At 68.4% G+C, this 23,743-nt stretch carries 21 protein-coding genes; 9 read left to right on the forward strand and 12 right to left on the reverse strand.

Annotated elements, in window-relative coordinates; translation table 11 throughout:
* Positions 1–40: 40 nt before the first annotated feature.
* Positions 41–1,300 carry a cytochrome P450 gene (locus tag ACVXZ4_RS14640; RefSeq protein WP_461795549.1) on the forward strand — a complete coding sequence of 420 codons (1,260 nt, stop codon included), beginning with the start codon at positions 41–43 and terminating at the stop codon, positions 1,298–1,300.
* 29 nt (positions 1,301–1,329) lie between these two features.
* On the opposite strand, the gene ACVXZ4_RS14645 is transcribed toward ACVXZ4_RS14640, so the two are convergent.
* From ACVXZ4_RS14645 to ACVXZ4_RS14675, 7 genes are all read right to left on the reverse strand, one after another.
* Complete coding sequence (locus tag ACVXZ4_RS14645; protein WP_461795550.1) at positions 1,330–2,271, reverse strand: NAD-dependent epimerase/dehydratase family protein; 942 nt, start codon at positions 2,269–2,271, stop codon at positions 1,330–1,332.
* Between the two features lies 1 nt (position 2,272).
* Entirely contained in the window at positions 2,273–4,045 is a 1,773-nt protein-coding gene (locus ACVXZ4_RS14650; protein ID WP_461795551.1) for a class I adenylate-forming enzyme family protein, read from the reverse strand.
* Positions 4,042–5,214: a cytochrome P450 gene (locus ACVXZ4_RS14655; protein ID WP_461795552.1), complete on the reverse strand. Its 1,173-nt coding sequence runs from the start codon at positions 5,212–5,214 to the stop codon at positions 4,042–4,044. The genes ACVXZ4_RS14650 and ACVXZ4_RS14655 overlap by 4 nt, the downstream gene beginning before the upstream one ends.
* The gene (locus ACVXZ4_RS14660) at positions 5,211–5,978 is read right to left on the reverse strand and encodes a glycosyltransferase family 2 protein (RefSeq protein WP_461795553.1); all 768 of its coding nucleotides are present in this window, start codon (positions 5,976–5,978) and stop codon (positions 5,211–5,213) included. Before ACVXZ4_RS14660 ends, ACVXZ4_RS14655 begins: the two co-directional genes overlap by 4 nt.
* Positions 5,975–6,979 (reverse strand): 3-oxoacyl-ACP synthase III family protein, encoded by a 1,005-nt coding sequence (locus ACVXZ4_RS14665; protein WP_461795554.1) that lies wholly within the window; start codon positions 6,977–6,979, stop codon positions 5,975–5,977. Before ACVXZ4_RS14665 ends, ACVXZ4_RS14660 begins: the two co-directional genes overlap by 4 nt.
* A 47-nt stretch (positions 6,980–7,026) precedes the next feature.
* On the reverse strand, positions 7,027–8,883 hold the full coding sequence (locus ACVXZ4_RS14670) for an ABC-F family ATP-binding cassette domain-containing protein (RefSeq protein WP_461795555.1): 1,857 nt from the start codon (positions 8,881–8,883) through the stop codon (positions 7,027–7,029).
* Positions 8,884–9,072: 189 nt separating this feature from the next.
* Positions 9,073–9,804, reverse strand: coding sequence for a hypothetical protein (locus ACVXZ4_RS14675; protein WP_461795556.1), 732 nt, complete (start codon positions 9,802–9,804; stop codon positions 9,073–9,075).
* A gap of 345 nt (positions 9,805–10,149) precedes the next feature.
* On the opposite strand from ACVXZ4_RS14675, the gene ACVXZ4_RS14680 reads away from it, so the two are divergent.
* Positions 10,150–11,013 carry an MTAP family purine nucleoside phosphorylase gene (locus tag ACVXZ4_RS14680; RefSeq protein WP_461795557.1) on the forward strand — a complete coding sequence of 288 codons (864 nt, stop codon included), beginning with the start codon at positions 10,150–10,152 and terminating at the stop codon, positions 11,011–11,013.
* Positions 11,010–12,074 carry an NAD-dependent epimerase/dehydratase family protein gene (locus tag ACVXZ4_RS14685; protein ID WP_461795558.1) on the forward strand — a complete coding sequence of 355 codons (1,065 nt, stop codon included), beginning with the start codon at positions 11,010–11,012 and terminating at the stop codon, positions 12,072–12,074. Before ACVXZ4_RS14680 ends, ACVXZ4_RS14685 begins: the two co-directional genes overlap by 4 nt.
* A 4-nt stretch (positions 12,075–12,078) precedes the next feature.
* Here the strand turns inward: ACVXZ4_RS14685 and ACVXZ4_RS14690 are convergent, their stop codons facing one another.
* The 3 genes from ACVXZ4_RS14690 to ACVXZ4_RS14700 are packed head-to-tail and all read right to left on the reverse strand — an operon-like array spanning position 12,079 to position 15,562.
* Positions 12,079–13,695, reverse strand: coding sequence for a molybdopterin-dependent oxidoreductase (locus ACVXZ4_RS14690; RefSeq protein WP_461795559.1), 1,617 nt, complete (start codon positions 13,693–13,695; stop codon positions 12,079–12,081).
* The gene (locus tag ACVXZ4_RS14695) at positions 13,692–14,867 is read right to left on the reverse strand and encodes a sensor histidine kinase (protein WP_461795560.1); all 1,176 of its coding nucleotides are present in this window, start codon (positions 14,865–14,867) and stop codon (positions 13,692–13,694) included. The genes ACVXZ4_RS14690 and ACVXZ4_RS14695 overlap by 4 nt, the downstream gene beginning before the upstream one ends.
* On the reverse strand, positions 14,864–15,562 hold the full coding sequence (locus ACVXZ4_RS14700; RefSeq protein WP_461797996.1) for a response regulator: 699 nt from the start codon (positions 15,560–15,562) through the stop codon (positions 14,864–14,866). The genes ACVXZ4_RS14695 and ACVXZ4_RS14700 overlap by 4 nt, the downstream gene beginning before the upstream one ends.
* A gap of 190 nt (positions 15,563–15,752) precedes the next feature.
* On the opposite strand from ACVXZ4_RS14700, the gene ACVXZ4_RS14705 reads away from it, so the two are divergent.
* From ACVXZ4_RS14705 to ACVXZ4_RS14715, 3 genes are read left to right on the forward strand one after another with little or no spacing between them, the layout of a single operon-like run.
* On the forward strand, positions 15,753–16,421 hold the full coding sequence (locus tag ACVXZ4_RS14705) for a glycosyltransferase family 2 protein (RefSeq protein ID WP_461795561.1): 669 nt from the start codon (positions 15,753–15,755) through the stop codon (positions 16,419–16,421).
* Positions 16,418–17,062 (forward strand): TIGR04282 family arsenosugar biosynthesis glycosyltransferase, encoded by a 645-nt coding sequence (locus ACVXZ4_RS14710; protein WP_461795562.1) that lies wholly within the window; start codon positions 16,418–16,420, stop codon positions 17,060–17,062. Before ACVXZ4_RS14705 ends, ACVXZ4_RS14710 begins: the two co-directional genes overlap by 4 nt.
* Complete coding sequence (locus ACVXZ4_RS14715) at positions 17,059–17,736, forward strand: class I SAM-dependent methyltransferase (protein WP_461795563.1); 678 nt, start codon at positions 17,059–17,061, stop codon at positions 17,734–17,736. The genes ACVXZ4_RS14710 and ACVXZ4_RS14715 overlap by 4 nt, the downstream gene beginning before the upstream one ends.
* On the opposite strand, the gene ACVXZ4_RS14720 is transcribed toward ACVXZ4_RS14715, so the two are convergent.
* Together ACVXZ4_RS14720 and ACVXZ4_RS14725 are read right to left on the reverse strand one after the other, a co-directional pair.
* The gene (locus ACVXZ4_RS14720) at positions 17,682–18,158 is read right to left on the reverse strand and encodes a hypothetical protein (protein ID WP_461795564.1); all 477 of its coding nucleotides are present in this window, start codon (positions 18,156–18,158) and stop codon (positions 17,682–17,684) included. The genes ACVXZ4_RS14715 and ACVXZ4_RS14720 overlap by 55 nt on opposite strands.
* 5 nt (positions 18,159–18,163) lie before the next feature.
* Entirely contained in the window at positions 18,164–19,468 is a 1,305-nt protein-coding gene (locus ACVXZ4_RS14725) for a molybdopterin-dependent oxidoreductase (RefSeq protein WP_461795565.1), read from the reverse strand.
* Between the two features lie 114 nt (positions 19,469–19,582).
* On the opposite strand from ACVXZ4_RS14725, the gene ACVXZ4_RS14730 reads away from it, so the two are divergent.
* From ACVXZ4_RS14730 to ACVXZ4_RS14740, 3 genes are all read left to right on the forward strand, one after another.
* Complete coding sequence (locus tag ACVXZ4_RS14730) at positions 19,583–21,001, forward strand: glycosyltransferase family 87 protein (RefSeq protein WP_461795566.1); 1,419 nt, start codon at positions 19,583–19,585, stop codon at positions 20,999–21,001.
* 387 nt (positions 21,002–21,388) lie between these two features.
* Complete coding sequence (locus ACVXZ4_RS14735; protein ID WP_461795567.1) at positions 21,389–22,063, forward strand: hypothetical protein; 675 nt, start codon at positions 21,389–21,391, stop codon at positions 22,061–22,063.
* Positions 22,064–22,176: 113 nt separating this feature from the next.
* Positions 22,177–23,724, forward strand: coding sequence for a glycosyltransferase family 39 protein (locus ACVXZ4_RS14740; RefSeq protein WP_461795568.1), 1,548 nt, complete (start codon positions 22,177–22,179; stop codon positions 23,722–23,724).
* Positions 23,725–23,743: the final 19 nt, after the last annotated feature.

The following is a 23,743-nucleotide window of genomic DNA, read 5'->3' on the forward strand; positions in this document are numbered from 1 at the left end:
GACTAGCGATCGACCTCGCGACAGCGGATACGTTGGGCGGGTGCCCGTTGCCGAAGACCTCACCGCCCCCGTTCGCGAACGCCGGCTCGCGCCCTGGCGGGACGGCCGAGGGCAGGGTGCCACCGCCCACGAGCACCGCCTGCTGGTGGCCGCACGTCCCGCACTGCCCTGGCTCAACTGGGTCGGCACCTTCGCCAAACCGCTGTTGAAGGTTCCGAGGCTCGGCTGGATCACCGCCGATCCGCTCACCGCGCGGGCGGTGCTCAACGATCCGGAGCACTTCACCCTGCTGAGCGAGGGAGGCGTCGGACACCTCTGGGCACAGATCCTCGGCGACTGGGTTTACGACCTCTTCGACGGCGCCGGCCATTACGACCTCCGCACCCGCAGCCGCGAGTTGTTCACCGAGAAGACGAGTGTCGCGTTCGTGGCGACCGCCTGGGGAGAACGGATGACCCGTGCGAGCGCTTCGTTCGAGGCGGGCGAGCCGCTCGACGTGGCCGATCTCAGCCGCATCCTCGTCGGCCAGATGGTGGTCACCCTGCTCGGGATGGACGTGCCGGATGCTTCGGACGACACCTTCCGCTCGATCTTCGCTACCGGGGAGGAGCTCGCCGCGATCGCCCTCGGCACCACCTCCGACACGGTGCTCCCCCCGGAGAAGGTCGAGAAGGCGCGGGAGATCGTCGAGAAGCTCACCGGGCACATCGACGCGTCCTTCGCCACTGCCTCTTCCGCGACGGTGATCGGGCGGTGCCGTGACCTCGGGCTCTCCATCCGTGAGACCAAGGGGCTCTCGACCCTTCTGATGGTCGCGGGCACTGAGACCGCGGCATCGGCGATGGCCCGCACCGCTGCCCTGCTCTTCGACACCGGGGAGCAACACCGGCTGATCGAACGCCCGGAGTTCACCGAGGGAGCCGTTCGCGAGGCGCTGCGGGTGACGTCCCCTGCCCCGATCATCGGCCGTTCGGTGCTCGCCGACCTCGAGATCGGGCGCCATACCCTCAGGGCGGGGGAGCGCATCGTGGTGCTCACCTGGACCGCCAACAATCTCGCCGGGGAGTACCGCATCGACCGCGCGTACATTCCGCAGAACCGCCAGCTGTGGTTCGGCGCCGGACGTCACCTGTGCCTCGGCGGACCACTGGCCCGCGCCGAGCTCACCGCGATGGTGGACCTGCTCGTTGGCGATAGCACGCCGTTCCGGGTGGTGTCGCGCGAGTACGGCCGGCGGGTGCTGATCCCGGCCTACCGTTCGCTGGTGGTGCAAAAAGTCGGTCGGCCGGCGGTCGGCTAGGGCGCGCAGCGCCCGTATCGCGACCAGCGCTACCAGCGCTCTGCGCCCTCGAGGCTGGTCGGCCGCGGGCGATACCCCAACAGCGTCCGTGCCGCGGTGAGGTCGAGTGTGCGCTCGAGCCCGAGCTGGCTCACCGCGTAGCGGGTGACCCCCGGGCGGCCCCGGCGGGTGACGCGATGCGCGAGCTCGACGGCGGAGGCGAGCGCGAAGGCGGTGCCATACGGGATTCGGTGCAGCGTGACATCCGACCGCCCCTTCTTCACGAGCAGCTCCGCGACGACCGCGCTCAGGAGCACGGGCGCGTCATCCCCCACGTTGTAGACCCCCGCGGGCGCATCGGTGTCGAGTGCCAGGACCACCGCTGCCACGAGGTTGTCGATGTGGGTGAGGGTGTGCTGCACGGCCGCACCCTCCGGCAGGCTGAGCCGCCCGCGACGGATGCCCGCAAGCAGCCGCGGCAGCAGCGTCGAGTCCCCGGGGCCGTACACCGCGTGCGGGCGCAGGATCACGGCGTCGGTGCCGATCAACTCCGCTTCCGCCGCCGCCTTCGACTGCGAATACGAGCTGAGGAACCGCGAGGCCGGTCCGGTGGATTCCTCCGCATTCACCGTCGGGCGGAAGGCGTCGTAGACGCTCGAAGTGGAGAGGTGCACGATTCGCGCGCCGGAAAAGCTGCGCACGACATTCCGGGTTCCGTCGCGGTTCACCCGCATCGCCTCGGCGAGCGGCGCCCAGTCGTCGGCGAGGGCGGCACAGTGCACCACAGCGTCCACCCTCGTCTCGGAGGAGAGCCGGCCGCGGGCGACGTCCCAGATCCGATAGTGGCTGGCGTTGGCGACGTGACTGCGATACGACCAGCCGCCCGGGGTGCGGCCATAGCCGATCACCTCGTGCCCGAACTCCGGCATCGCCAGCGCCGAGGCGATGACTCCGCCGATGAACCCGCTCGCACCGGTGACCGCGATCTTCATGTCAGCGTCCTGACTCAAGGTGGTCGGAGACCGCGGCGGCGAGCGCGGCCCGATCGAGTTTGCTCCCACGACCGGATCGTGGCAGGTCGGCGGCGACGAGCAGCAGGTCGGGCAGCACCGCGGCGTCCACCAGCCCGGGAAGTGCCGCCCGCACCGTGTCGACCAGTGGATGGCGCACGCCGAAGCCGTGAGGGGCGCCCGGTGCGGCGGCCCGCGACTGCGGCACGATCACCAGCACGAGCCGATCGTCGCCGATTCCGTCGGGCACGCCGACCATCGCCACCTCCGCGACCCCGGCGATGCCCGCGATCACCGGTTCATACAGCCCGGGATAGACGTTGGTCGATCCGCGGATGAACATGTCCTTGCTTCGTCCGTGAAGCACCAGCGAGTCGCCGCGCAGTTCGGCGAGATCCCCCGTGTGCAGGGACACGAGCGGATGCGCGGGCAGGTCGGCGAGGTACCCGAGCGCCAGGCCCTCCCCCGCCAGCACGAGCTCTCCATCGCCCGCGGCATTCGTCTCGACCCGGGCCCGGATGGCGGGCAGAACCGTTCCGACGTAATCCCCCGGTCCCTCGAAAGCGAGCTTGTCGTCGCCGTCGGCGATCGCCACAGGGAGGATCTCCGTCATTCCGTAGATCGCGCAGACCCGCACCAGAGGCCAGCGAAGCTTCACCCGCTCCAGCAGTGGCCGGAGCACCGGAGCGCCCCCGATGAGAAGCGTGGTGAGTTGCGGTGTCTTCTCCGGATGCTGTTCGAGCAGCGTCAGCAGGGCAGACAGGGCGGCTGGCACCATGAAGAGCGCGTCGGTACCCGGCAGTACCTCGAGGTAGTGCGCCGGCTTGGCGCCAGGGTCCGTGCCCACCGCGGGCAGCCGCCAGTGCGCACCGGCGATGAGCGCCGGGATGCCGATCATCAGCTGGTCGGTGAGCAGGCGGTCTCCCGGTGCGAAGCGCACGTGGGCCGCGAACCCGGCGAGTCCGGTGCCGAGCGAGGTGCGCGAGTGCACGACGGCTTTGGGATGAGCGGTGGTGCCGCTGGTGAAGATGATGAGCGCTTCGGAGGGTGACGCCCCTGCCGGCCGAGTAGGCCGCTCCGCGCCCGTGTCGAGACCGGGCGAGCGGGTCTCGACACGCTCGCTGGCGCTCTCTGCTGGTCGAGTAGGGCGCTCCGCGCCCGTGTCGAGACCGGGCGAAAGGGTCTCGACACGCTCGCTAGCGCTCGCTACTCGACCGGCACACTCTGCTGGTCGAGTAGGGCGCCCAGCGCCCGTGTCGAGACCGCCGCTGAGCAGCCTTCGCACCCGCAGCGCTCCCCGCGGCACGCCAGGCAGCCAGCAGCCGGCGACGATGTGCCGGGCATCCGGAACCACGACCGAATAGGGCGGCAACTCGAGTCCGCGGCGCCGCGCGAGAGGTTTCAGCACGCCGGAGGACGCAAAGTAGAGCAGCGCCTCTGCGGCGACCCAGCGCGGGGCCGCGAGAGCGGCGCGCGCGCGGAACATCGCCTCCCCGGCCCCCGGGTCGGCGAACACGACGGTGCCGCCTGCGGCGATGATCCCGAGGGCGAGACAGATGCCGTCGAGCCCCGGCCGCACCGAGAAGAGCACACGATCGCCGGCCCGGAATCCTGCCGACTCGAGGGAGTCGACGACCGAGTCGATGCGGCGATCGAGGTCGCGGTAGGTGAGCGTGCGCCGCCCCTGGCTGAGGGCGGGGGCATCCGGATGCTCGCGGCAGGAGTCGAGCAGGGCGTCGAGGAGATCGACGCTCACCGCCCGATCACCACCCTCGAATAGCCCGGGATTAGCACCCCGCGCGCGGCCCGTCGCGACTCGACCCGCAGATCGCCGAGCGGGGCGGCATCGAGGAGAGCGTCGACCACGAGCCGGATCTGCGCCATCGCGAGGGGTGCGCCAAGACAGAAGTGCGACCCGGCTCCGAACCACAGCTGACGGAGGGTCCCGGCGGAATTGGCGCCAGGGTCGAAGCGACCGAGCGCCCGATTGGCTGCGAAGGTCGCGAGGATCACGCGATCCCCGGCACGCACCGCAATCGGGCCGATCGAGTCCGCCGACACCACCGAGCGCAGCATCACCGGCGACGGCGTGGTCACCCTCAGGCCCTCCGCGATGGCCGGTTCGATCAGGGCGCGATCCGCTGCGACGAGAGGCAACCAGCCGCTGTCGATCAGCAGGCATACCAGACGGGGAATGTACGAGACGAGGGTCTCTGTGCCAGTGAGGACGAAGGCTCCCACGGCCCCCATCGCCTCGGATTCGGTGAGCCCGAGCGCGCGCATCCGTCCGGGGACGGTCTGCTCGTCACCCGCCCGGTAGGCGCGCTCGGCGTGCGAGCCCAGCTCGCCCATCACCGCCCGCGCCTTCGCGACCTCGGCCGGCGTGAGCTTGGTCCGGGTGAGACGCACCATCGACGTAATCGCCGAGACCTTGCGGAACAGGTCGGCGGTCAGCTCGGCGGAGTCGAGCCCCACCAGGCGGCTGATCGCGATGCTCGAATAGCGCCGCACCTCCTCGACGAGGTCCACCGGCTCCCCTTTCGACAGCCGTCGGGCGAACTGCGCAGCAGGCCCGCCGAGGCTCCCCTCCACCATCGGCTCGACAAACGAGGGTGCGAAGATCGGGGCGAGCTTGCGGCGAAGCGCCTGGTGGTCAGCCCCCTCCATGTTGAGCAGCACGCTCGGGCCGAGCACGTCGGTCCAGAGGTCGGCCGGGGAACCCGGGCCGGTCTTGGTGAAGCTCGACGTGTTGAGAAGGGTGGACCGAAGAAGCGCGGCATCCCGCACGAGCACGCCGAGTCCCGGCACTCTCACCACCGGTGCGCGGACCGCCCGCAACGCGGGATAGGCGAGCGGATGCGCGGCCCGCATCACCCGTTCCTCCCAGCGCGCCGCGAGCCGGTTCGGGGCCGGTGAGAGTGTCATCTTATGTCCACGTGCTCGGGCCGATACTGGTGGTCCTTGTACCAGAGCAGGGTGTTCTTCAGGCCCCAGGCGCTCACCCGGCGGCTCGATCCGAAGACTACGATGTCCGCTCGGCGGGCGTAGCGCGGGGTGATCCGGCGCACCGCGTTCACCAGCGCGCGATCCTCGTGCAGGTCTTCGATGCGGGTGCGCGGGAATCCACCGCTCGCGAGATAGAGCTCGGAGGTGATGCCGACATTGCAGCCCGCGGCCATCATGTAGGGGCCGAGGTAGTCGGGCGATCGATTCTCGCGCCGCACCCGACCGAAGGCCTCCGCGAGATGCACGGCACCGCGAAGACCGGCGCGGGTGAGCCATGAGAGACCCTCGTCGGTGCGCGGCACGAGCTCGCCGCCCACCAGCTGGAGTCCATCGGTGGTGAGCGCTCGGCGCATACTCGCCGTCCAGTCGGGGCGGGGCAGGCAATCGGAGTCGGTGCGGGCCAGGATTCCGGCCCCGGCGGCGATGGCGGCGCGCATCCCCGTGTCGGCGGCTGCCCCGGTGCCCTTCTGATCTTCGTGGATAACGCGCCAGCGCGGGCGATCCGTCACGAAATCGAGGATGATGGCCTCCGAATCGTCGGTGGAGCCGTTGTCGACGAAGACGACGTCGAAGTCCTGGTCGTGCTGGGCGGCGAGCGCGGCGAGCGTCGGCCGGATCCATCCCGACTCGTTGTAGACCGGCACGACGACGGCGAGCCGTGGCGGGGTGACCGTGCCAGTCACAGACGGATCACCATCACGCCGAGGCTGATGCCGCCGGCCAACCCGATCAGGGCGACGAGGCTTCCCCGCCTGATTCGCCCGGCATCCCGTGCGAGAAGCAGTTGCAGTGGAAGGGTGACGGAGGCGAGGTTGCCGTGATCCTCGATCGTGATGATCGTCTTGTCGTCGGCGACCCCGAGGCGCTCGAAGATCGGTGGGAGGTAGGGCAGCGCCACCTGGTGGATCGCCACGAGGTCGAAGTCACTCCAGTCGAGCTCGAGCTTCTGAAGGGTTGCGAGCACGGCGTCCGGCCCGAGCTCGAGGAAGGCCTGCTGCAGGGCGGGGCCATCCATGTCGAAGTGGCTACCGTTCTCGGCGTGCGGGTCCATCGATCCCCCCGTGCCGAGAGTGCCGATCTCCCAGTGGCTCGAGACGGCCACGAAGGTGGATCCGAGGATGCCTGAGCGATCGCCGCTTCGCTCTAGGATCACCGCCGCTCCCCCGTCGCTCATCGTGTAGCCGGGGAAGGAGCGCAGGAACTGCTCCTTGCTGTCCAGCCGCCAGCGCACCGCGTGCGAGGGCTGTTCGCCGCTCGCGATGAGCACCCGTTCGTACTGACCGCTGGTGATGAGGGCATCCGCCACCTGCATCGCATTGAGCACGCTGTTGCAGGCGTTCTTGATGTCCATGACCGGGCAGTCGAGGCCCAGTTTCGCCGCGACGATGTGGCTGGTCGCCGGTTCGATCAGGTCCTGGCTTGCACTCGCGAAGAGGAGAAGGTCGATCGGCCCCGGCGAGTCGGCGAGCGCCTTTCGCGCGGCGGCGGCAGCGAGATCCGAGGTCTGCCAGCCGTGAGGTCGGAGGTGCACGGACTTGACGCCGGTGATGCGCCCGATCATGCCGGTCGCGAGCTTCAGCGTGGGGTTGTGGCGCCGCAGGTCCGCCTCGGTCTGCGCGGTCGAACGTGTCGTCTCCGGGAGGTAGACACCGAGCCCGGCGACGCGTGATCGGGAGGTGTGCACGGTACGACACTAGTTGCGTCGACCGTCGCCACCCGACGGTGCGCCCGCTACGCCTCGAGTACCTCGCTGAGCTCGAGCCAGCGCAGTTCGAGATCGGCCATCGAATCCTCGAGTGGCTTCAGCTCGCCCTGAAGCGCGGCGAGTCCGCTGAAGTCGCCCTGGTCATGGCTCGCGAAACGATCGTGGATCGCCGAGATCTGGGTGGTGACCTTCTCGAGTTTCCGGCTGACGGATCCGAGTTCCTTCTGCGCGTTGCGCAGTTCGGCACCGGTGAGCTTGGTGCGGCCCTTCGAGTTGACGGTCGCCTTCTTCTCGGGCGACGCCCCCTCGGCCTTGTGAGTCTCGGTGACCGTGAGCCCCTTGGTGGTCTGCTGCGACCGCAGCTGCAGGTACTGGTCGACGCCGCCGGGCAGGTGCCGCATCCGCTTGTCGAGGATCGCGTACTGATTGTCGGTGACCCGCTCGAGCAGATACCGGTCGTGGCTCACCACGAGCAGCGTGCCAGGCCAGGAGTCGAGCAGGTCCTCGATGGCGGCGAGGATGTCGGTGTCGAGGTCGTTGGTGGGCTCGTCGAGGATCAGCACGTTCGGCTCGCCGAGCAGGATGAGCAGCAGCTGCAGCCGACGGCGCTGACCACCGGAGAGGTCCTTGACCTTGGTGCTCAGCTGGGCGGACATGAACCCCATGCGTTCGAGCAGCTGGCCGGGCGTCAGTTCCTTGCCGCCGGTGACGTAGGAGCTCTTCTGGCGGGCGATGACATCCATCACCCGGTCCTCGAGGATGTCCGCGAGCTCACCGAGCTGCTGGCTCAGGATGGCGACACGGATGGTCTTGCCGCGCTTCACCCGGCCGCTCGTGGGAAGCAGGGTGCCGGCGATGAGGCTGAGCAGCGTCGACTTGCCCGCACCGTTCACCCCGAGGATGCCGGTGCGCTCGCCCGGGGCGACGCGCCACTCGATATCTTTCAGGATCTCGACGCCGCCGGTGACGTGGCCGTCCGCATCCTTCGTTCCGCCATAGGTGACGCCGACGTCGAGCAGGTCGACGACGTCCTTGCCGAGACGCGCCGTGGCGAGCTGGCTGAGGGCGACGGTGTCGCGGGGAGGCGGTTCGTTCGCGATGAGGTCGTAGGCGGCATCCATCCGGAACTTCGGCTTCGTGCTGCGGGCCGGAGCGCCGCGGCGCAGCCAGGCGAGCTCCTTTCGGGCGAGGTTCTGGCGCTTCGACTCCATCGTCGCGGCCATTTCGTCGCGCTCGACACGCTGCAGGATGTAGGCGGCGTAGCCTCCCTCGAACGGCTCGATGATCTGGTCGTGCACCTCCCACGTGTCGGTGGAGACCTCGTCGAGGAACCATCGATCGTGGGTCACGACCACGAGCCCACCCTGGTTAGGCGACCAGCGCTTGTTGAGATGACCGGCGAGCCAGGCGATGCCTTCGACGTCGAGGTGGTTGGTGGGCTCGTCGAGGAAGATGACGTCCCAGTCGCCGACGAGCAGTTTGGCGAGGGCGACGCGTCGTCGCTGACCGCCGCTGAGTTCCCCGATCGTGGCTTCCCACGGCACGTCGAGCAGCAGGCCGTCGATCACGTCGCGGATGCGGGCGTCCCCGGCCCACTCGTACTCGTCCTTGTCGCCCACGATCGCGTCTTTGACCACGAGGTCTTCCGGCAGCAGGTCGGCTTGGTCGAGCATGCCGAGCGTGACGCCGTTGCGGCGCGTGACGCGGCCGGCATCCGGCTCGATGCGTCCGCTCAGCAGGCGAAGGAGCGTCGACTTGCCGTCGCCGTTGCGCCCGACGACGCCGATGCGATTTCCCTCGTCGAGGCCGATAGTGACCTTGTCGAAGATGACACGGGTGGGATATTCGAGGTGAAGGGACTCGGCGCCCAGGAGATGTGCCACTGAATGACTGTAGCCGGTGGGGAGTCCCCCGGGGTTCCGTCTCGCTCTCGGCGCAATGTGGGGGTGGCTCAGGTCATCGGGGTGGTGTGCGTCGCCGCCCCACTCGAGTTGGTAGTCGTTGCAAGTTCCGCGACCACTTTTGTGCAACTTGTACCAAGTCGATCGAGTGAACAGGCGGCCGGGGCCGATTCAGCGCAGAGGAGACAGGTCGGCGCGCTCGCGGAGCGCGACGCGGATACGCTCGGCAGTCCAGTGGGGATTGCGAAAGACATGGTCTGCGATCACCAGGATGACGAACCAACCCGCGCGTTCGAACAGGATCCGGCGCTCGATGTCGTCGGCGAAGACTGCGGGATCCGTCCAGTGATCGCTGCCCTGGTATTCGATGGCGATGCGCTCCTTCACGTAGGCGAGATCCGGCGTGCCGATGAAATCGGCATTCTCGTCCCGCACCGTGTAGCCGATCACCGGCTCCGGCAGCATCGCCCGCACAATGAGGAGTCGAGTTCGCGTCTCCATCGGTGAGTCGGTTCCGCTTCGCACCTCCGGAAGCGCCTGCCGCGCCGCACGCGCCCCGCGGGCCGGACCCATTGAGGACACCGCGGCCCGCAACTCCTCCATCGTGCACAGGGGACTCTTCCTCCTGACAAGAAAATCGCCCGCCACGACAAGGTCGTCGTGAGCCAATACCGCCGCCAACTGGGTGAAGGTTCGCGCCGGCGACACTGTTCTGAAGCTGCCGTGCAATCGTGGGGCGATCGGCACCGACAGCCGGTGCCCGATGACTCCACGAACCCGAGGCGGAAAAGCCGGCTCGTGCACACTGACGTGGAGTACCGGCAGCTCTTCGAGATGACGGGGAAGCGGGATGCCGTACAACTTCGCCGCCGTGATGTGACTGAAGAACTCGTCGTCAGCCATGTGGACCGAGTATCTGCCGACCAGAGCCTCGAAAGTGTCGACGGAGGCCCGAGGCTCACGGACGCCCCGAATCGGCACTCGGAGATCGGATGCCCGCAATCGAGCCGTGGACACTCCGGAGGCTCGGGCCTCGGTGACGCGGAAGGGCACACCGATGAATTGCGCTGGGAGGGATTCGCGCTTCGACATTGCTGAATCGTGGCTGGATTCGGCCCGGGCGTGCGCGAACCATCCACAGGCCCATCCAATCGACTTGGTAGACGATGAGACTTTTTCGGTCGGCAAGTCGCATCGTCTACCAAGTCGATTGAAAGCACACTCCCGCAACGCTGGAACAATAGGAGGATGACCCCACCCTCCCGCGAAGTGACCGTCGCCGTCATCGGCGGCTCCGGCCTGTACACGCTGTTCGACCCGACCCGCAGCGAGAAGCTCCGCATCGAGACCCCATACGGACCGACGGAGGTCACGCTCGGCGAGCTCGGCGGGCGGCGCGCCGCGTTCCTCACCCGGCACGGCGTCGACCACTCGGTCGCCCCGCACCTCATCAACTACCGGGCCAACATCTGGGCCCTCGCGAGCCTCGGAGCGCGGGTCATCCTGTCCTCTTCCGCGGTGGGCGGCGTGACCGCGGACTATCCGCCCGGCACGCTCGTGCTCACCGACCAGTTCATCGACCGCACCAGCGGCCGTCCCGACACCTTCTTCGACGAGGGCTCCGTGCAGCATCTCGCCGCCGCCGATCCCTTCGCACCGGACCTCCACGCGATCGCCGCGGAGGCGCTGGCCGGCGCCGACATCAAGACCTCGGGCACCGTCGTCGTGATCCAGGGTCCGCGGTTCTCCACCCGCGCCGAGTCGCTGTGGTTCGCCGCCGCGGGAGCGCACACCGTGAACATGACCATGTACCCGGAGGTGCCGCTCGCCGCCGAGCTCAACATCGACACCGTGAACCTGTCGTTCGTGACCGACAGCGACGCGGGGCTCGCGCCCCGCCCTGGCGAGGTGGACCCGGATGCCGTGAGCCACGCCCTCGTGATGCGGCGCCTCGCCGAGGCCCAGCCGCGCATCGTCGCGGCCATCGAGACGATCATCCGCGCGCTGCCCGAGCAGTACACCCCGCGGCAGAGCATCGATCCCGCGGAGGTCGCGGCCGTGCTGGCCAGGCCCGTCCCTCCGAGAAGAGCCCGATCGGAGGAGACCCGATGACCACCGTGCTGATCACCGGGGGCGCCGGTTTCATCGGCTCCGCCATCGTCGACGCCGCGCTCGACACAGGCTGGCGCGTACGCGTGCTCGACTCGCTCCGCCCGGATGTGCACGGCGGCGACTACCGCCCCGATGCCCGGGTGGAGTTCGTGAAGGCGGACGTGCGGGATCCGGATGCCCTGGCCGTCGCTCTCTTCGGGGTGGATGTCGTGTGCCACCAGGCCGCCAAAGTCGGGCTCGGAGTCTCCTTCGACGATGCCCCGGACTACATCGGGAGCAACGATCTCGGCACGGCAGTGCTGCTGGCCGCCATGGCGCACTCCGGCGTCGAACGGCTCGTCGTGGCGTCGTCCATGGTGGTCTACGGCGAGGGCAACTACCGCGACAGTTCCGGGCGATCGACCCGTCCGGCCGCCCGGCGCGTCGAAGACCTCGACGCCGGGCACTTCGATCCGCTGGACGAACGCGGCGGCCCGCTGCTGCCCGAACTCATCTCCGAGGACGCGCCCCTCGATCCGCGCAACGTCTACGCGGCCTCCAAACTCGCTCAGGAACACCTCGCCGCGGCCTGGGCGCGATCCACCGGCGGCCGCGCCGTCGCGCTGCGGTACCACAACGTCTACGGACCGGGGATGCCGCAGAACACCCCCTACGCGGGCGTCGCCTCGCTCTTCCGTTCGGCTCTCGAACGCGGTGAGGCGCCCCGCGTGTTCGAAGACGGCGCGCAACGCCGGGACTTCGTGCATGTACGGGACGTGGCATCCGCGAATCTCGCCGCGATCGAGGCGATTTCGGCAGAGGGGGGAACCGGCGGGCAGTTCCGCGCCTTCAACGTCGGCAGCGGGATCGTGCACACCATCGGTGATCTCGCGTCCGCGCTCAGCCGCTATTCCGGCGGCCCCGAGCCGGTGATCACGGGCGAGTACCGCCTCGGTGACGTGCGGCACATCACCGCGTCATCCGAGCGCCTGAAGTCCGAGCTCGGCTGGCATCCGGCGGTGAGCTTCGACGAGGGGATGGCCGAGTTCGCGAGCGCGCCGTTACGCGCCGCAGTAGTCTGACCGGTCAGGTGACGTCGACCGAGATCGCGTGCCAGCCCTCCGAGCCATTGGGTGCCGGCGGCTGGTAGGTGCGGCGCTGGGTGACGCCGGAGGCATCCGTCGCCCTCACCTGGATCTTGTGTGAGCCCGCGGTCGCCGGCCAGCGGTACACCCACTGGCGCCAGGTATCGGCCGAGATCGAATCGGCGAGGGTCGCCTCGACCCAGGGGCCGTCGTCCACCTGTACCTCTACCGACTTGACTCCGACATGCTGCTCCCAGGCCACGCCCGCGATCGCGACAGTTCCGGCCGCGACCGATGCCCCGGCGCGCGGGGTGTCGATGCGGGAGGCGAGCTTGATCGGTCCCTTCGCGTCCCACCCCCTCGGTGTCCAGTAGCCCTCGTCCTCGGAGAACTTCGTCACCTTGAGCTCGACAACCCACTTCGTTGCCGAGACATAGCCGTAGAGGCCGGGCACGACCATCCGCACCGGGAAACCGTGCTCGAGCGGCAGGGCCTCCCCGTTCATCCCCACCGCGAGCATGGCGTTCGTGCCCGCGTCCTGGAGCACCGAGAGGGGCGTGCCTGCGGTGAACCCGTCGATGCTCGTGGAGAGCACCATGTCGGCCCCGGCCTTCGGCACCGCCTTGGCCAGAAGGTCGCGGATCGGGTAGCCCAGCCAGAGTGCGTTGCCGATGAGGTCGCCGCCCACGTCGTTCGATACGCAGGTGAGCGTGGCGAGATGCTCCTCGAGCGGCTTGGCGAGCAGCTCGGCGAAGCTCAGGGAGAACTCGTTCTCCACCATTCCGGTGACCTTCAGCATCCACTTGTCGGGGTCGATCGACGGCACCTGCAGTGCGGTATCGATTCGATAGAAGTCGGCGTTCGGGGTGACGAACGGCGAGATGCCCGGCACGTCGATAGCGGCCCCGGCCGGCACCGGGTCGGCGGCGACCGCCGGTTTCGGCAGCGTGAGCTTCGTGCGGATGGCGGCGACCTTCGTCGCCCCCTGGTTGACGAGCCGCGCTCCGGCGCCCACGACGACGGATGCCGCCCCCGCGACGATCGCGAGAGTGAGGAAGCCGCGCCGCTCGAGCTGCGGCCCCCGTGCCGGGCGGCCCGTGGCCGCGACGACGTCCGCGCTCCGCTCCGCGGCTCGCCGCCAGCGTCCGAGCTTCTCGATCGCGAGTCGCAGCACCACCACCCCGGTGACACCGCCGACGATGGTGGCGATTCCGTTGAACCCGGTGGCTCCGGCCCGGGTGAGCACGGCGACGAGGGCGACGGCCCCGCCGATGCCGATCACGATCACACCGAGTGGTGGACGCCGGAGCTCGAGCACCCCCGCGGTCCCCGAGATCACGACGATGAGGATGCCCATGAGGGTAAGGAGCGCAGCCTTGTCCCCGGTGCCGAAGATCGCGATCACGAATTCCTTGACGCCGGCCGGCGCAAGGTCGATCACCAGGGATCCGACCGCGAACAGGGGGCTGCCGGCGGCCCCGACGAAGAGGGAGACGAGCTCGGCGACACCGAGAACGACGGCGGCCGAGACCACTCCGGCGAACGCCGCCCAGGCCGTGGTGGTCCGCGACGACAGTGTCGTCGGTCGGGTCTCCGTAGTCACGCGATCGGCATTCATGAGGTCACCCCGGCGAGGGACGAGGGAGAGCCGTCAGACGGACTCGGGGGAAGGAACACGTCGAAGCGGCATCCGCCCGGCACGTTCTGCACGACGACCCGGCCGCGGTGGGCCTGAACGATGCCCTGAACGATAGCGAGCCCGAGGCCCGCACCGCCCGAGCGCGCCGTCGCCGTCTCCGGGGTGCGCGAGTTGCTCGCGCGCCAGCCCGCCTCGAAGACCCGGCCAAGATCCTTCTCCGGGATGCCACCGGCCGCATCGATCACAGAGATCACGGCGAGCCCGTCATCGCTGCGCCTGGCACTCACCGTGATCGGGCTGCCCGCCGGGGAGTGCTGGATCGAGTTCATCACCAGGTTGCCGACCACGCGCGAGAGCTCCCGAGGGTCGGCGAGGATCGTGAGTTCCCGGGCGCCGTCGCCCACGAGAGAGATCGAACGGGATTCGGCGAAGGGACCGAGCTCGGCGACAACGTCGCTGATCAGGTCGTACAGTGACACTTTCTGCATCGACAGGCGCAGCGACCCGGAGTGGATGCGCGACAGTTCATTGAGATCGTCGACCATTCCGCTCATGCGGTCGACCTGGCTGCGCACCTTCACGTAGTAGCGCTCCGGCTCGTCGACCATGCCGTCTTCGAGCGCTTCCGCCATCGCCCGGATACCCGCGAGCGGCGTTCGCAGGTCGTGAGAGATCCACGCCACGAGTTCCCGCCGCGAGTTCTCCGCGAGCGCTTCGCGCGCCCGGGACTCGGCGAGCCGCCGGTTGGTCGCGGTGAGTTCGAGAGCGAGCGCCGCGAACTCGTTGCTCGAGTGCCGCACCGGTTCGGTCATGGCCTCCTCTGTGCCGATCCGCCGGGTCGCGTCGATCAGTTGGCGACTGTTGCGCACGAGCGATCGACCAAGCAGCGCGGCGAGCGCAAGCGACACCACCCCCGCGATCGCGGCCACCGAGAGCAGCACCGTGAGATCGTGCGGCGTCACGAGCATCATCGAGGCGGCCAGCCACATGCCCGCCGCGATAGAGAGCACCGCTGCAAGCACGACGACACACAGCTGCAGCACGAGGGAGGTGCGGGTCATGAACCGCAACACCACGAGGGAGACGGCCCCGACCACCACCGCGCAGCCGAGGGCGAAGAGCGAGACCATGAGCAGGTCGGTCATGCTCATGCGGTCACCGCCGGTTCGACGTCGAATCGATAGCCCACGCCCCAGACGGTGCTCAGCAGGGTGGGATGGGCGGCATCCCGCTCGATCTTCTCGCGCAAACGCCGCACGTGCACGGTGACCGTAGAGAGGTCGCCGAACTCCCACCCCCACACAGCCCGGAGCAACTCCTCGCGGCTGAAGACCTGGCGCGGATGCTTGAGCAGGAACGCGAGGAGGTCGAATTCGCGGATGGTGAGCGCCAGCGGCTCCCTGCGAAGGCTCACCTGGCGCGACGACACGTCGAGGTGGAATTCCCCCGCGTCGATCGTGGCTTCCGGCGAGAATTCCGGCAGGCTGCGCCGCAGGATGGACTTCACCCGCAGCACGAGCTCGCGGGGGGAGAACGGCTTGGCGAGGTAATCGTCGGCGCCCGCTTCGAGACCGTCGATCCGGTCTTCTTCTTCACGCAGCGCGGTGAGCATGATCACCGGTACCGGGCGTTCGGCCCGGATGCGGCGGCACACCTCCACCCCGTCGATCCCGGGGAGCATCCGGTCGAGCACCACGAGGTCGGGGCGGATGCGCGCGGCCGTCTCGACCGCGCTCGGTCCATCGGCGACGCTCTCGACGATGAACCCGGCCGAGCGCAGGTAGCTGCACACGACCTCTGAGACGGTGGCGTCGTCATCCACCACCAGGATGCGCCGGTCACGCAGCGGGTCGGTGTGCGCGAGGAGGTCGGACCCTGCGGTCGTCGAGGGCCCCGCTGTGGATGACGTGCTCACCTGCTCAGGATAGGTCGGCAAGCCGGGAAATCGACGTGGATGCCGCGGCCCGGGCCATCGGTCAGCATTTCGTAATGCTTAGGGGCGGGTGCGGCCACCGGCGGCTCCTACGCTTGCGAGTGTGACCACACCGCTCGTCGACATCGTTCTGCCCTGCCTGAACGAAGAGGGCGCCCTCCCCTGGGTGCTTTCTCGCCTTCCGGAGGGGTACCGGGCGATCGTCGTCGACAACGGGTCGACCGACCGCTCGGCCGAGATCGCCGAGGCCGCCGGCGCCCTCGTCGTACGCGAATCCCGCCGGGGATTCGGCGCGGCCGCCCACGCCGGCCTGCTCGCGGCCACCGCCCCGATCGTCGCCTACTGCGATGCCGACGCGTCGATGGATCCCCGGGACCTCGAGCCGCTCGTCGCCCTGGTCACCAGCGGAACGGCCGACCTCGCCCTCGGTCGACGGCGGCCGACGACCCGCGGGGCCTGGCCGCTGCACGCCCGGTTCGCCAACTTCGCCCTCGCCCGGCTGATGCGACGGGCCACTGGGGTGCCCCTCCACGACCTCGGCCCGATGCGGGCTGCCGATCGCGAAGCCCTCCTCACCCTCGACCTCACCGACCGGCGCAGCGGCTATCCACTGGAGATGGTGCTGAAGGCCTCGCGCGCGGGCTGGACCATCGTCGAAAAGGCAACCCCCTATTCTCCCCGCATCGGTCGCTCTAAAGTCACCGGTACGATCCGCGGCACCGTCGTGGCCATCACCGACATGTCACGACTGCTGAGGGCGAACACGCGTTGACCACACTCATCATCATCGCCAAGGAGTGCATTCCCGGGCGAGTGAAGACACGATTGCACCCCCCGCTCAGTCTCGAGCAGGCGGCCACCCTGGCCTCCGCGAGCCTGGCCGACACTTTCCGCGCGGTGGAGACGCTCGACGCGTCCCGACGAATTCTGCTCTTCGATGGCAACCTTTTGCCCCTCGGCTCCGAACCATACGACGTGATACACCAAGTGAGCGGGGATCTGGATATGCGTCTCGGAGCGATATTCGACGAATGTGAGGGCCCGACGGTCCTCGTCGGCATGGATACACCACAGCTGGACCCCGCCATGCTGTCCCCGCTCTTCGGGGAATGGCCCTCCGGAGTCGATGCGTTCCTCGGCTTCGCCAACGACGGCGGCTACTGGACCATAGCCATGGCCGAGCCCGACGGCTCGCTGATCCGGGGGGTGCCGATGTCGCGCGACGACACCGGCCGACTGCAGCTCGAGCGGCTCACCGAGGCTGGGCTGAGCGTACTGATGCTGCCGGAGCTCGTCGATGTCGACACCATCGAGGATGCCCGAGTGGTCGCCGGCCTCGCCCCGCACACCGAATTCGCCCGCACTCTCGCGTCGTTCGACACTCGCGCCGACGAGCAGGGGACGAACCGATGAGCGACGCGGCCTTCGCCACCTTCGGGTCCGGCGGCGCGGAGCCCTACGCCCGCGCGCTCCGACGTGCCGACCAGGTGCTCTACCTCCGCGATGTCGACTCCGACTCCCTCACGCCGTCGCGTGCGATGGACGTCTCCCGCTGGAACGATGCGGCGGATGCCGCGGACCTCGGCCTCCTCGACGGCATCCACGGTGCCGTCCTCGACATCGGCTGCGGACCGGGGCGCATGGTGCGTGCCGCCATGCACCGGGGCCTCACGGCCCTCGGCATCGACGTGTCGGAGACCGCGGTGGAGATCGCCCGCGAGTCCGGCCTGATGGTGCTCAACCGCTCGGTCTTCGAGCGCCTCCCCCGCGAGGGACTCTGGGGGGCCGCGCTGCTGGTCGACGGCAACATCGGCATCGGCGGAAACCCGTCTGCCCTCCTCGAGCGCTGCGCAGAGCTGATCGCCTTCGACGGTGTCATCGTCGTCGAGGTGCACGCCGACCCGTCGCGCGATCACATGTACGACGGCACCGTCGTGGACATCCGCGGCCACCAGAGCGACGCGTTCCCGTGGGCCGAGATCGGTGAAGCCGCCCTCGTGCGTCGCGCCGCGCGGATCGGGCTCCGGCTCGATCAGTCCTGGGAGACCGACGGCCGGTTCTTCTGCCGTCTCGCCACCGCGGTATAGCCGACGACGGCGAGGGCCGTGAGCACGACCACGACGGCCCAGAGGATCACGAGCGAGGGACCGTAGTCGAGCGGAAGAACCGTGGGGTTCTTAGTACCGATCGACTTCTTGTACACGGCCGGCAGCACGATGATCGCGAAGACCGAGCAGACCACGAGCCCGGCCTGCACGATCGCAAGCACGGCGATCGGCAGGGCCCGTCCCGCCTTGCGCAGCAGCCCCGCCTTGCGCAGCAGGAAGGCGACCCCGAAGGTCACGAACGCGATGATGCCGTCATGCACGATCAGCGCCAGCAGGAACCACAGCGCGACCCCGGCGATCTTCACCGGCTTGACCGTGTCGACCATCACGTAGGCGCCGAGAAGAAGCAGCAGCACTCCGATCACCAGCAGCGCCGTGCGCCAGGCCCTCGTCGCATCCATCCTCATCAGATCACCTCGAGTTTCGACAGCCACTTGGTCTGAAGCACCCCTGGCCGTCCGGGAGCGATCATGCGGGCTGGGAAACCGTGGTCCATGTCGAGCGGTGAACCGTTGAGGTCGAGAGCCACGAGTGTCAGGTCGTCCTGCGCATACTCATGGCCCATCTCGGTCACGCGGTACCCGCCGCTCTTCTCCAGGCTCGTGAGCCGCAGGTCTTCATCGGGATGCGCACCGACGGCATCCATCAGGTCGCGAAGCCGCACTCCGCGCCAGGACGCCATCTGGCTCCAGCCCTCGACACAGGCGATCGGCAGATCCACGCTGTGCAGGGTCATCGACTCGAGCTCGGCGCGGGTGAAGGTCTTGGTGACCGCTCCCCGGCTCACCGAGAGGGCCCAGTCGACGCCGATGTCGGCCTCCGTCACCTGGGCGGCTTTGGCTGTGCGGTTGATCGGGAGGGAATTCGGCCCGATGAAGTTCTTACGCGGCCCGAAGACGTTGATCGCGTCGAGCACCCGGAATGATTGCCCCGCCGTGAGCGCCACGACCGCGGCGGTCGCCACCCCGATCGTTGCGACGAAACCACGCCGCGAGACCCTCGCCTGTTTCGGCGTGTCGATTCGGGGTGGGGCGCTGTCGATCCAGTCGAACACGCGGCCGGTGAGACCGTCGACGCGGCGGGAGATCGGGCCGACCGGCTCCCTTGTCGTCTCGGCTAGTTCGGCGGCGACTTCTGCAGGAGTGACCGGAAGGTCCTCGTCGTCGAGCAGCAGGTTCCCCTCCGCATCGAAGCTGCGCGAGCGCGTCCAGTACCGGCTGATCACCGGCAGCTTCACCGCAATATGGATGGCGAGCGAACCGATGATCACGAACGAGAGCGCGAAATGCACCTGCTTGAACGGAAAGGGGAACGGATACCACTGGTAGGTGTTGAGCAGCCCGGTCACGATCTGCACGAGTGAGGATGCCACGAAGATCGCGATGGACGCGCGCTCGAGGAATCCGAGGAAGTTCTTCATCGGCGGAGTCTGGAACAGCTCTGGGAAGACCACATAGAGCTTGCCGAGGATAAGGGGGAAGCAGGCGATGCCAGCCGTGATGTGGATGCCCTGGCTCAGCTGGTAGAGAGTCTGGGGGCGCGTGGGGAACACCATCCACGGCAGCGGCTCCTGCAGGAAGTGGCTGTAGAGCCCGGTGCCGAAGCACACGAGGAAGGCGATGCCGAGCAGGCGCCCGAGCACGACGGCCATGCGCGGGTTCCTCGACGGAGTCGAGAGCACCCGCCGGAGGTCGAGCAGAAGTCGGCGCATGTTCTTATTTGAGCATCCGGATGGCGAACACTGCGCCACCAAAACCTTACGGTTCAGAAACGACACCGGTCGAGCCGCGCGGATCCCGACCTTCCGTCCGACAGGATGGTGTCGATGAAGATCGCCCTGCCTCCGCTTCTCTCGACCGCGCTCGCCGCTGTGGTCGCCGCGGCGATGGCGGGGCTCACGGCCTACTCCGTCACCGCGCTCGGCTATTTCGACAGCTCGCACCCCACCGCGCTCATCCTGTGCACCGCCGGGCTGTGGGTGCTCTTCGCGCTCGCGATCCTCGCCCTTCGCGCGGTGCCGACACGGCCCGCGATAGCGATCATCCTGATCGGTTCGGCGGTGATCGGAGGTGCCGCGATGGCCGGCCCTCCCAATACGAGCACCGACTCGGCGAGATATGCCTGGGACGGCATCGTGCAGAACGCCGGCGTCTCGCCCTACCGGTATGTGCCCGTGGCCGACGCTGTCGGATCCCTTCGCCCCGACTGGCTCTTCCCCACACCGCTCAAGAATGCCGACGGCACTCACCGGTGCGTCGAGCCGCGCACGCACAAGACCTCCTCGGTTCCGGATGGCATCCCCCTCTGCACCGCGCTCAACCGCTCGAAGGTGCCCACAATCTATCCGGCGGCCGCCGAGATGTTCTTCGCCGGCGTGCGCTTCGTCACCGGGCCGTCGGCCGAATACTGGCCGCTCCAGCTCACCGGTCTGCTCATGAGCATCGCCATCACCGCGATGCTCATCGTGGCGCTGCGACGACGCAACCTCGATCCGCGCTGGGCCGCGCTCTGGGGCTGGAGCCCGATCGTCGCGACCGAGGCGATCACCAACTCGCACATCGACATCCTCGGCACCCTCCTCGCGCTCGTGGCGACCCTTCTGGTGGCACGCGGGTTGCGCTTTCGCGGGGGTGTCGCCCTTGGAGCGGCGATCGCCGTCAAACTGATCCCCGTGATCGCGGCCCCGGCGCTGCTGCGTCGCCAGCCGTGGAAGGTGATCGTGGCCTCGGTCGTCACCTTCGCCGTGCTCTACATCCCCTATGTGCTCTCGACGGGCATCGCCGTGCTCGGCTATCTTCCGGGATACCTCTCGGAGGAGGGCTATAACAACGGCAGCAGGTTCACCCTTCTCACCCTCTTCGTGCCGAAGACCGCCTCGCTCGCGGTCGCCGCGGTGCTGCTCATCGTGACCGCCGTGCTCGTGTGGTGGAAGACGAATCCGGATGCCCCCTGGCTCGGGCAACTCGTGATGATCGGCACTACCCTGCTGATCGTCTCGCCGCGATACCCCTGGTATGCCCTCCTCCTCGTGCCCTTCATCGCACTGAGCGGACGGTGGGAATGGTTCGCCGTGCCGCTCGCCCTCACGGTTCGGCTGCTCATCCCCAACCACACGGTCTCCCAGGTGGCCATCGCGATCGCCATCGTGGTGATCGTCGCTATGGCGCTCCACCGCACCGGTCCGGACGGGCGCGCTCGGTTGCGGCATCCGGTCACACTGCTCCGTGGAGTGCCACGCACCTGACCCACGCCCCCGACCCGTAACGTCCCGCCACCGATCGTATTCACGGATCGTGTTCACGGATCAGGAGTGCTGCCGGAACGTAGGCGTGTCGCGCCGCGACGCGCCGCAGAATCCTCGCAACTCCTGATCCGCGAACGGGGCAGGGACCGCGAATGGGGTCGAGCCCGGGACGGCGACGGGGTCGAGCCCGGGACGGGGACGGGGTCGGATCGGGATTCGCCGGCGACGAAAACCCCGTGATCCCGGGGTTTTTCGCTGGACGTTTGCTGGGAAATGTAACGGAACGATAACAGGACAGGCCAATTCCAAACCCTTTGGCGGGGGAGGCCGAACCAATACCCAGAACCGCTTGTCACCAAGGGCAAGCGAAAACCTAAGGATCACATCATGCGCAAATTCCAGAAGGCCACAGTCGGGATCATCACCGCCGGACTCCTCGTCGCCGGCCTCGCCGCCTGCTCGAGCACCGCCAGCTCCGACACTTCCTCCAGCCCCAAGGCCTCATCGGCTCCGGCAGTTCAGAAGCCTCTCGCCTCGATCCCGAGCCTCACCGGTGTCGACACCGCCGTTCTTCTCGATGGTGGCTTCGCTGCGGCGCTGACCACACTCGGCCTCACCCCCGGAACCGTCGGAACCGCGACGCTCACCGACGGCAGCCTGCACTTCCCCATCACGGGTGGAAACGTGGACTACTACGACCCGGCCAAGAAGCTCCGCCCGTACGTGCAGGGCACCATCAAGCACGAGGGATCCGGCTTCTCGCTGACCGCCGGCGACACCAAGGTCGAGCTGACCAACTTCACCATCGACCCGGGCAAGTCCATCCTGTACGGTGACGTCTCGGTCAACGGCACCTCCGCCGCGACCCAGGTCGACCTGTTCGACCTCTACGGTGGAACCCTCAAGCCCCTCCAGATGGACGGCAACAACGCCATCCTCACGGGTACCACGGTCCACATCTCCGCTGACGCCGCCGGCCTCCTGAACAAGACGTTCAACACGGACGCCGTCAAGTCCCAGCTGCTCGTCGGCATCGCCACCATCACGGTGATCGCCAAGTAATAACAAAACTCTGACGAATGGCCCGCTGCGCTTCGCGTAGCGGGCCTTTCGGCGTAGTTTTCACAGTCGGCGCGAATTCCCCGCCAGCCCAGAGTTCCCAGAGGAGGTAGACCATGAGCGCAGTCACTCGCGAAGCCACCGTCTCCCGCCTCGGCGCCCGCACCCCTCGCCGGGCGCGCGCTCCCCTCACCGTCGGCTTCTTCGCGTTCCTGGTCTCCTTCGCCTTCTCCTGGCTGCCGTCGGTCTGGTTCGACGAAGCCGCAACGGTCTCCGCGACCGGGCGCAGCTGGTCGGAGCTGTTCCGGATGCTCGGCAACGTCGACGCCGTCCACGGCCTCTACTACGTGGTCACGCGGCTGTGGTTTGACCTTGTCGGCTACTCGCCCGTCACCCTTCGTCTTCTCAGCGCGGTCGCCGTCGGCGTCGGCGCCGGCCTCATCGTGATCCTCGTTCGCCTGTTCGCCTCCTCCCGGATCGCGATCATCTCGGGGATCGTCTTCGCGATCCTGCCGCGCATCACCTGGGCGGGCACCGAGGGCCGCTCTTATGCCCTCACCGCGGCTCTCGCTGTGGCGCTCACCCTCGTCTTCCTCCTGGCCTGGCGCAGCACATCCTCGAGACTCGGGGTGCGTGCCGGGTGGTGGGCGGCCTACGGCCTGCTCGCCGTGATCTCCTGCACGACATTCCTCTATCTCGTCTTCCTCGTGGCAGCACACGGCGTCACGGCGGTCTGGACACTCATCGCCGCCGGACGCCCCGCACGCCGCCCGCTGATCGGCTGGGCGGCGGCGGCCGCGGCATCCGCTCTCCTTGTGCTGCCGCTGGCGTCGCTCGTCTCCGGGCAGTCGGCGCAGGTCGACTGGATCGCTCCCATCGATGGGAGCACGTTCCACGCCGTCTTCGTCACGCAGTGGTTCCTCGGCAGCCCTGTCCTCGCCGCACTCGGCTGGACGCTCATCGGCATCGCGATCGTCGGGTTGTGGCGCAGTCGTCCGCTTCCGGGTGCCCAGCCGGGTGTCGCGGCCCCTTCCGCTGCATCCGTGCTCCTGCCCTGGCTCGTCGTGCCCACCGTCGGTCTCCTTCTCGCGTCGGTCACCGTCTCACCGCTCTTTTCGCCGCGCTACCTCACTTTCTCGGCACCGGCCGCAGCCATCCTGATCGGCCTGGCGATCTCCCGGCTGCGCCGACGTCGACTGGTGCTGGCCTCCCTCGCGCTCTGCGCCGTGCTCGCCGCGCCGCAGTACCTCCACCAGCGGACGCCGGAAGCGAAACAGAACTCCTCCTGGAGCGAGGTCGCGAGCTTCATCGCCTCCGAACGGTCCGCCGATGCGACAGTGACGCAGGCGGTGATCTACGGACCGGTGCGCCAACATCGGGCGGCGACGACCCGAGTGATCGCCTACTCCTACCCGGCCGCTTTCGCCGGTCTCGTGGATGTCAAGCTCAAGACCCCGGCGGCCGAGACCGGCGAGTTGTGGGAGACCCGCTATCCGCTCGATGGGGTGACCGCCCGCCTCGACGGTGTGAACACGGTCTGGCTGGTCACCAGCGACAAGCAGGACTGGCGGCCGACCGTGACTCGCAAGCTGGCCGAGCTCGGGTACTCGCTCGCCGACGAGAAGGGCTTCACCGGGGTAAACGTGCTGCGCTTCGAGCGCTAGTGGCTGCCGTTGCCGCTGC

It is taken from the genome of Lacisediminihabitans sp. FW035 (genome assembly GCF_054880895.1).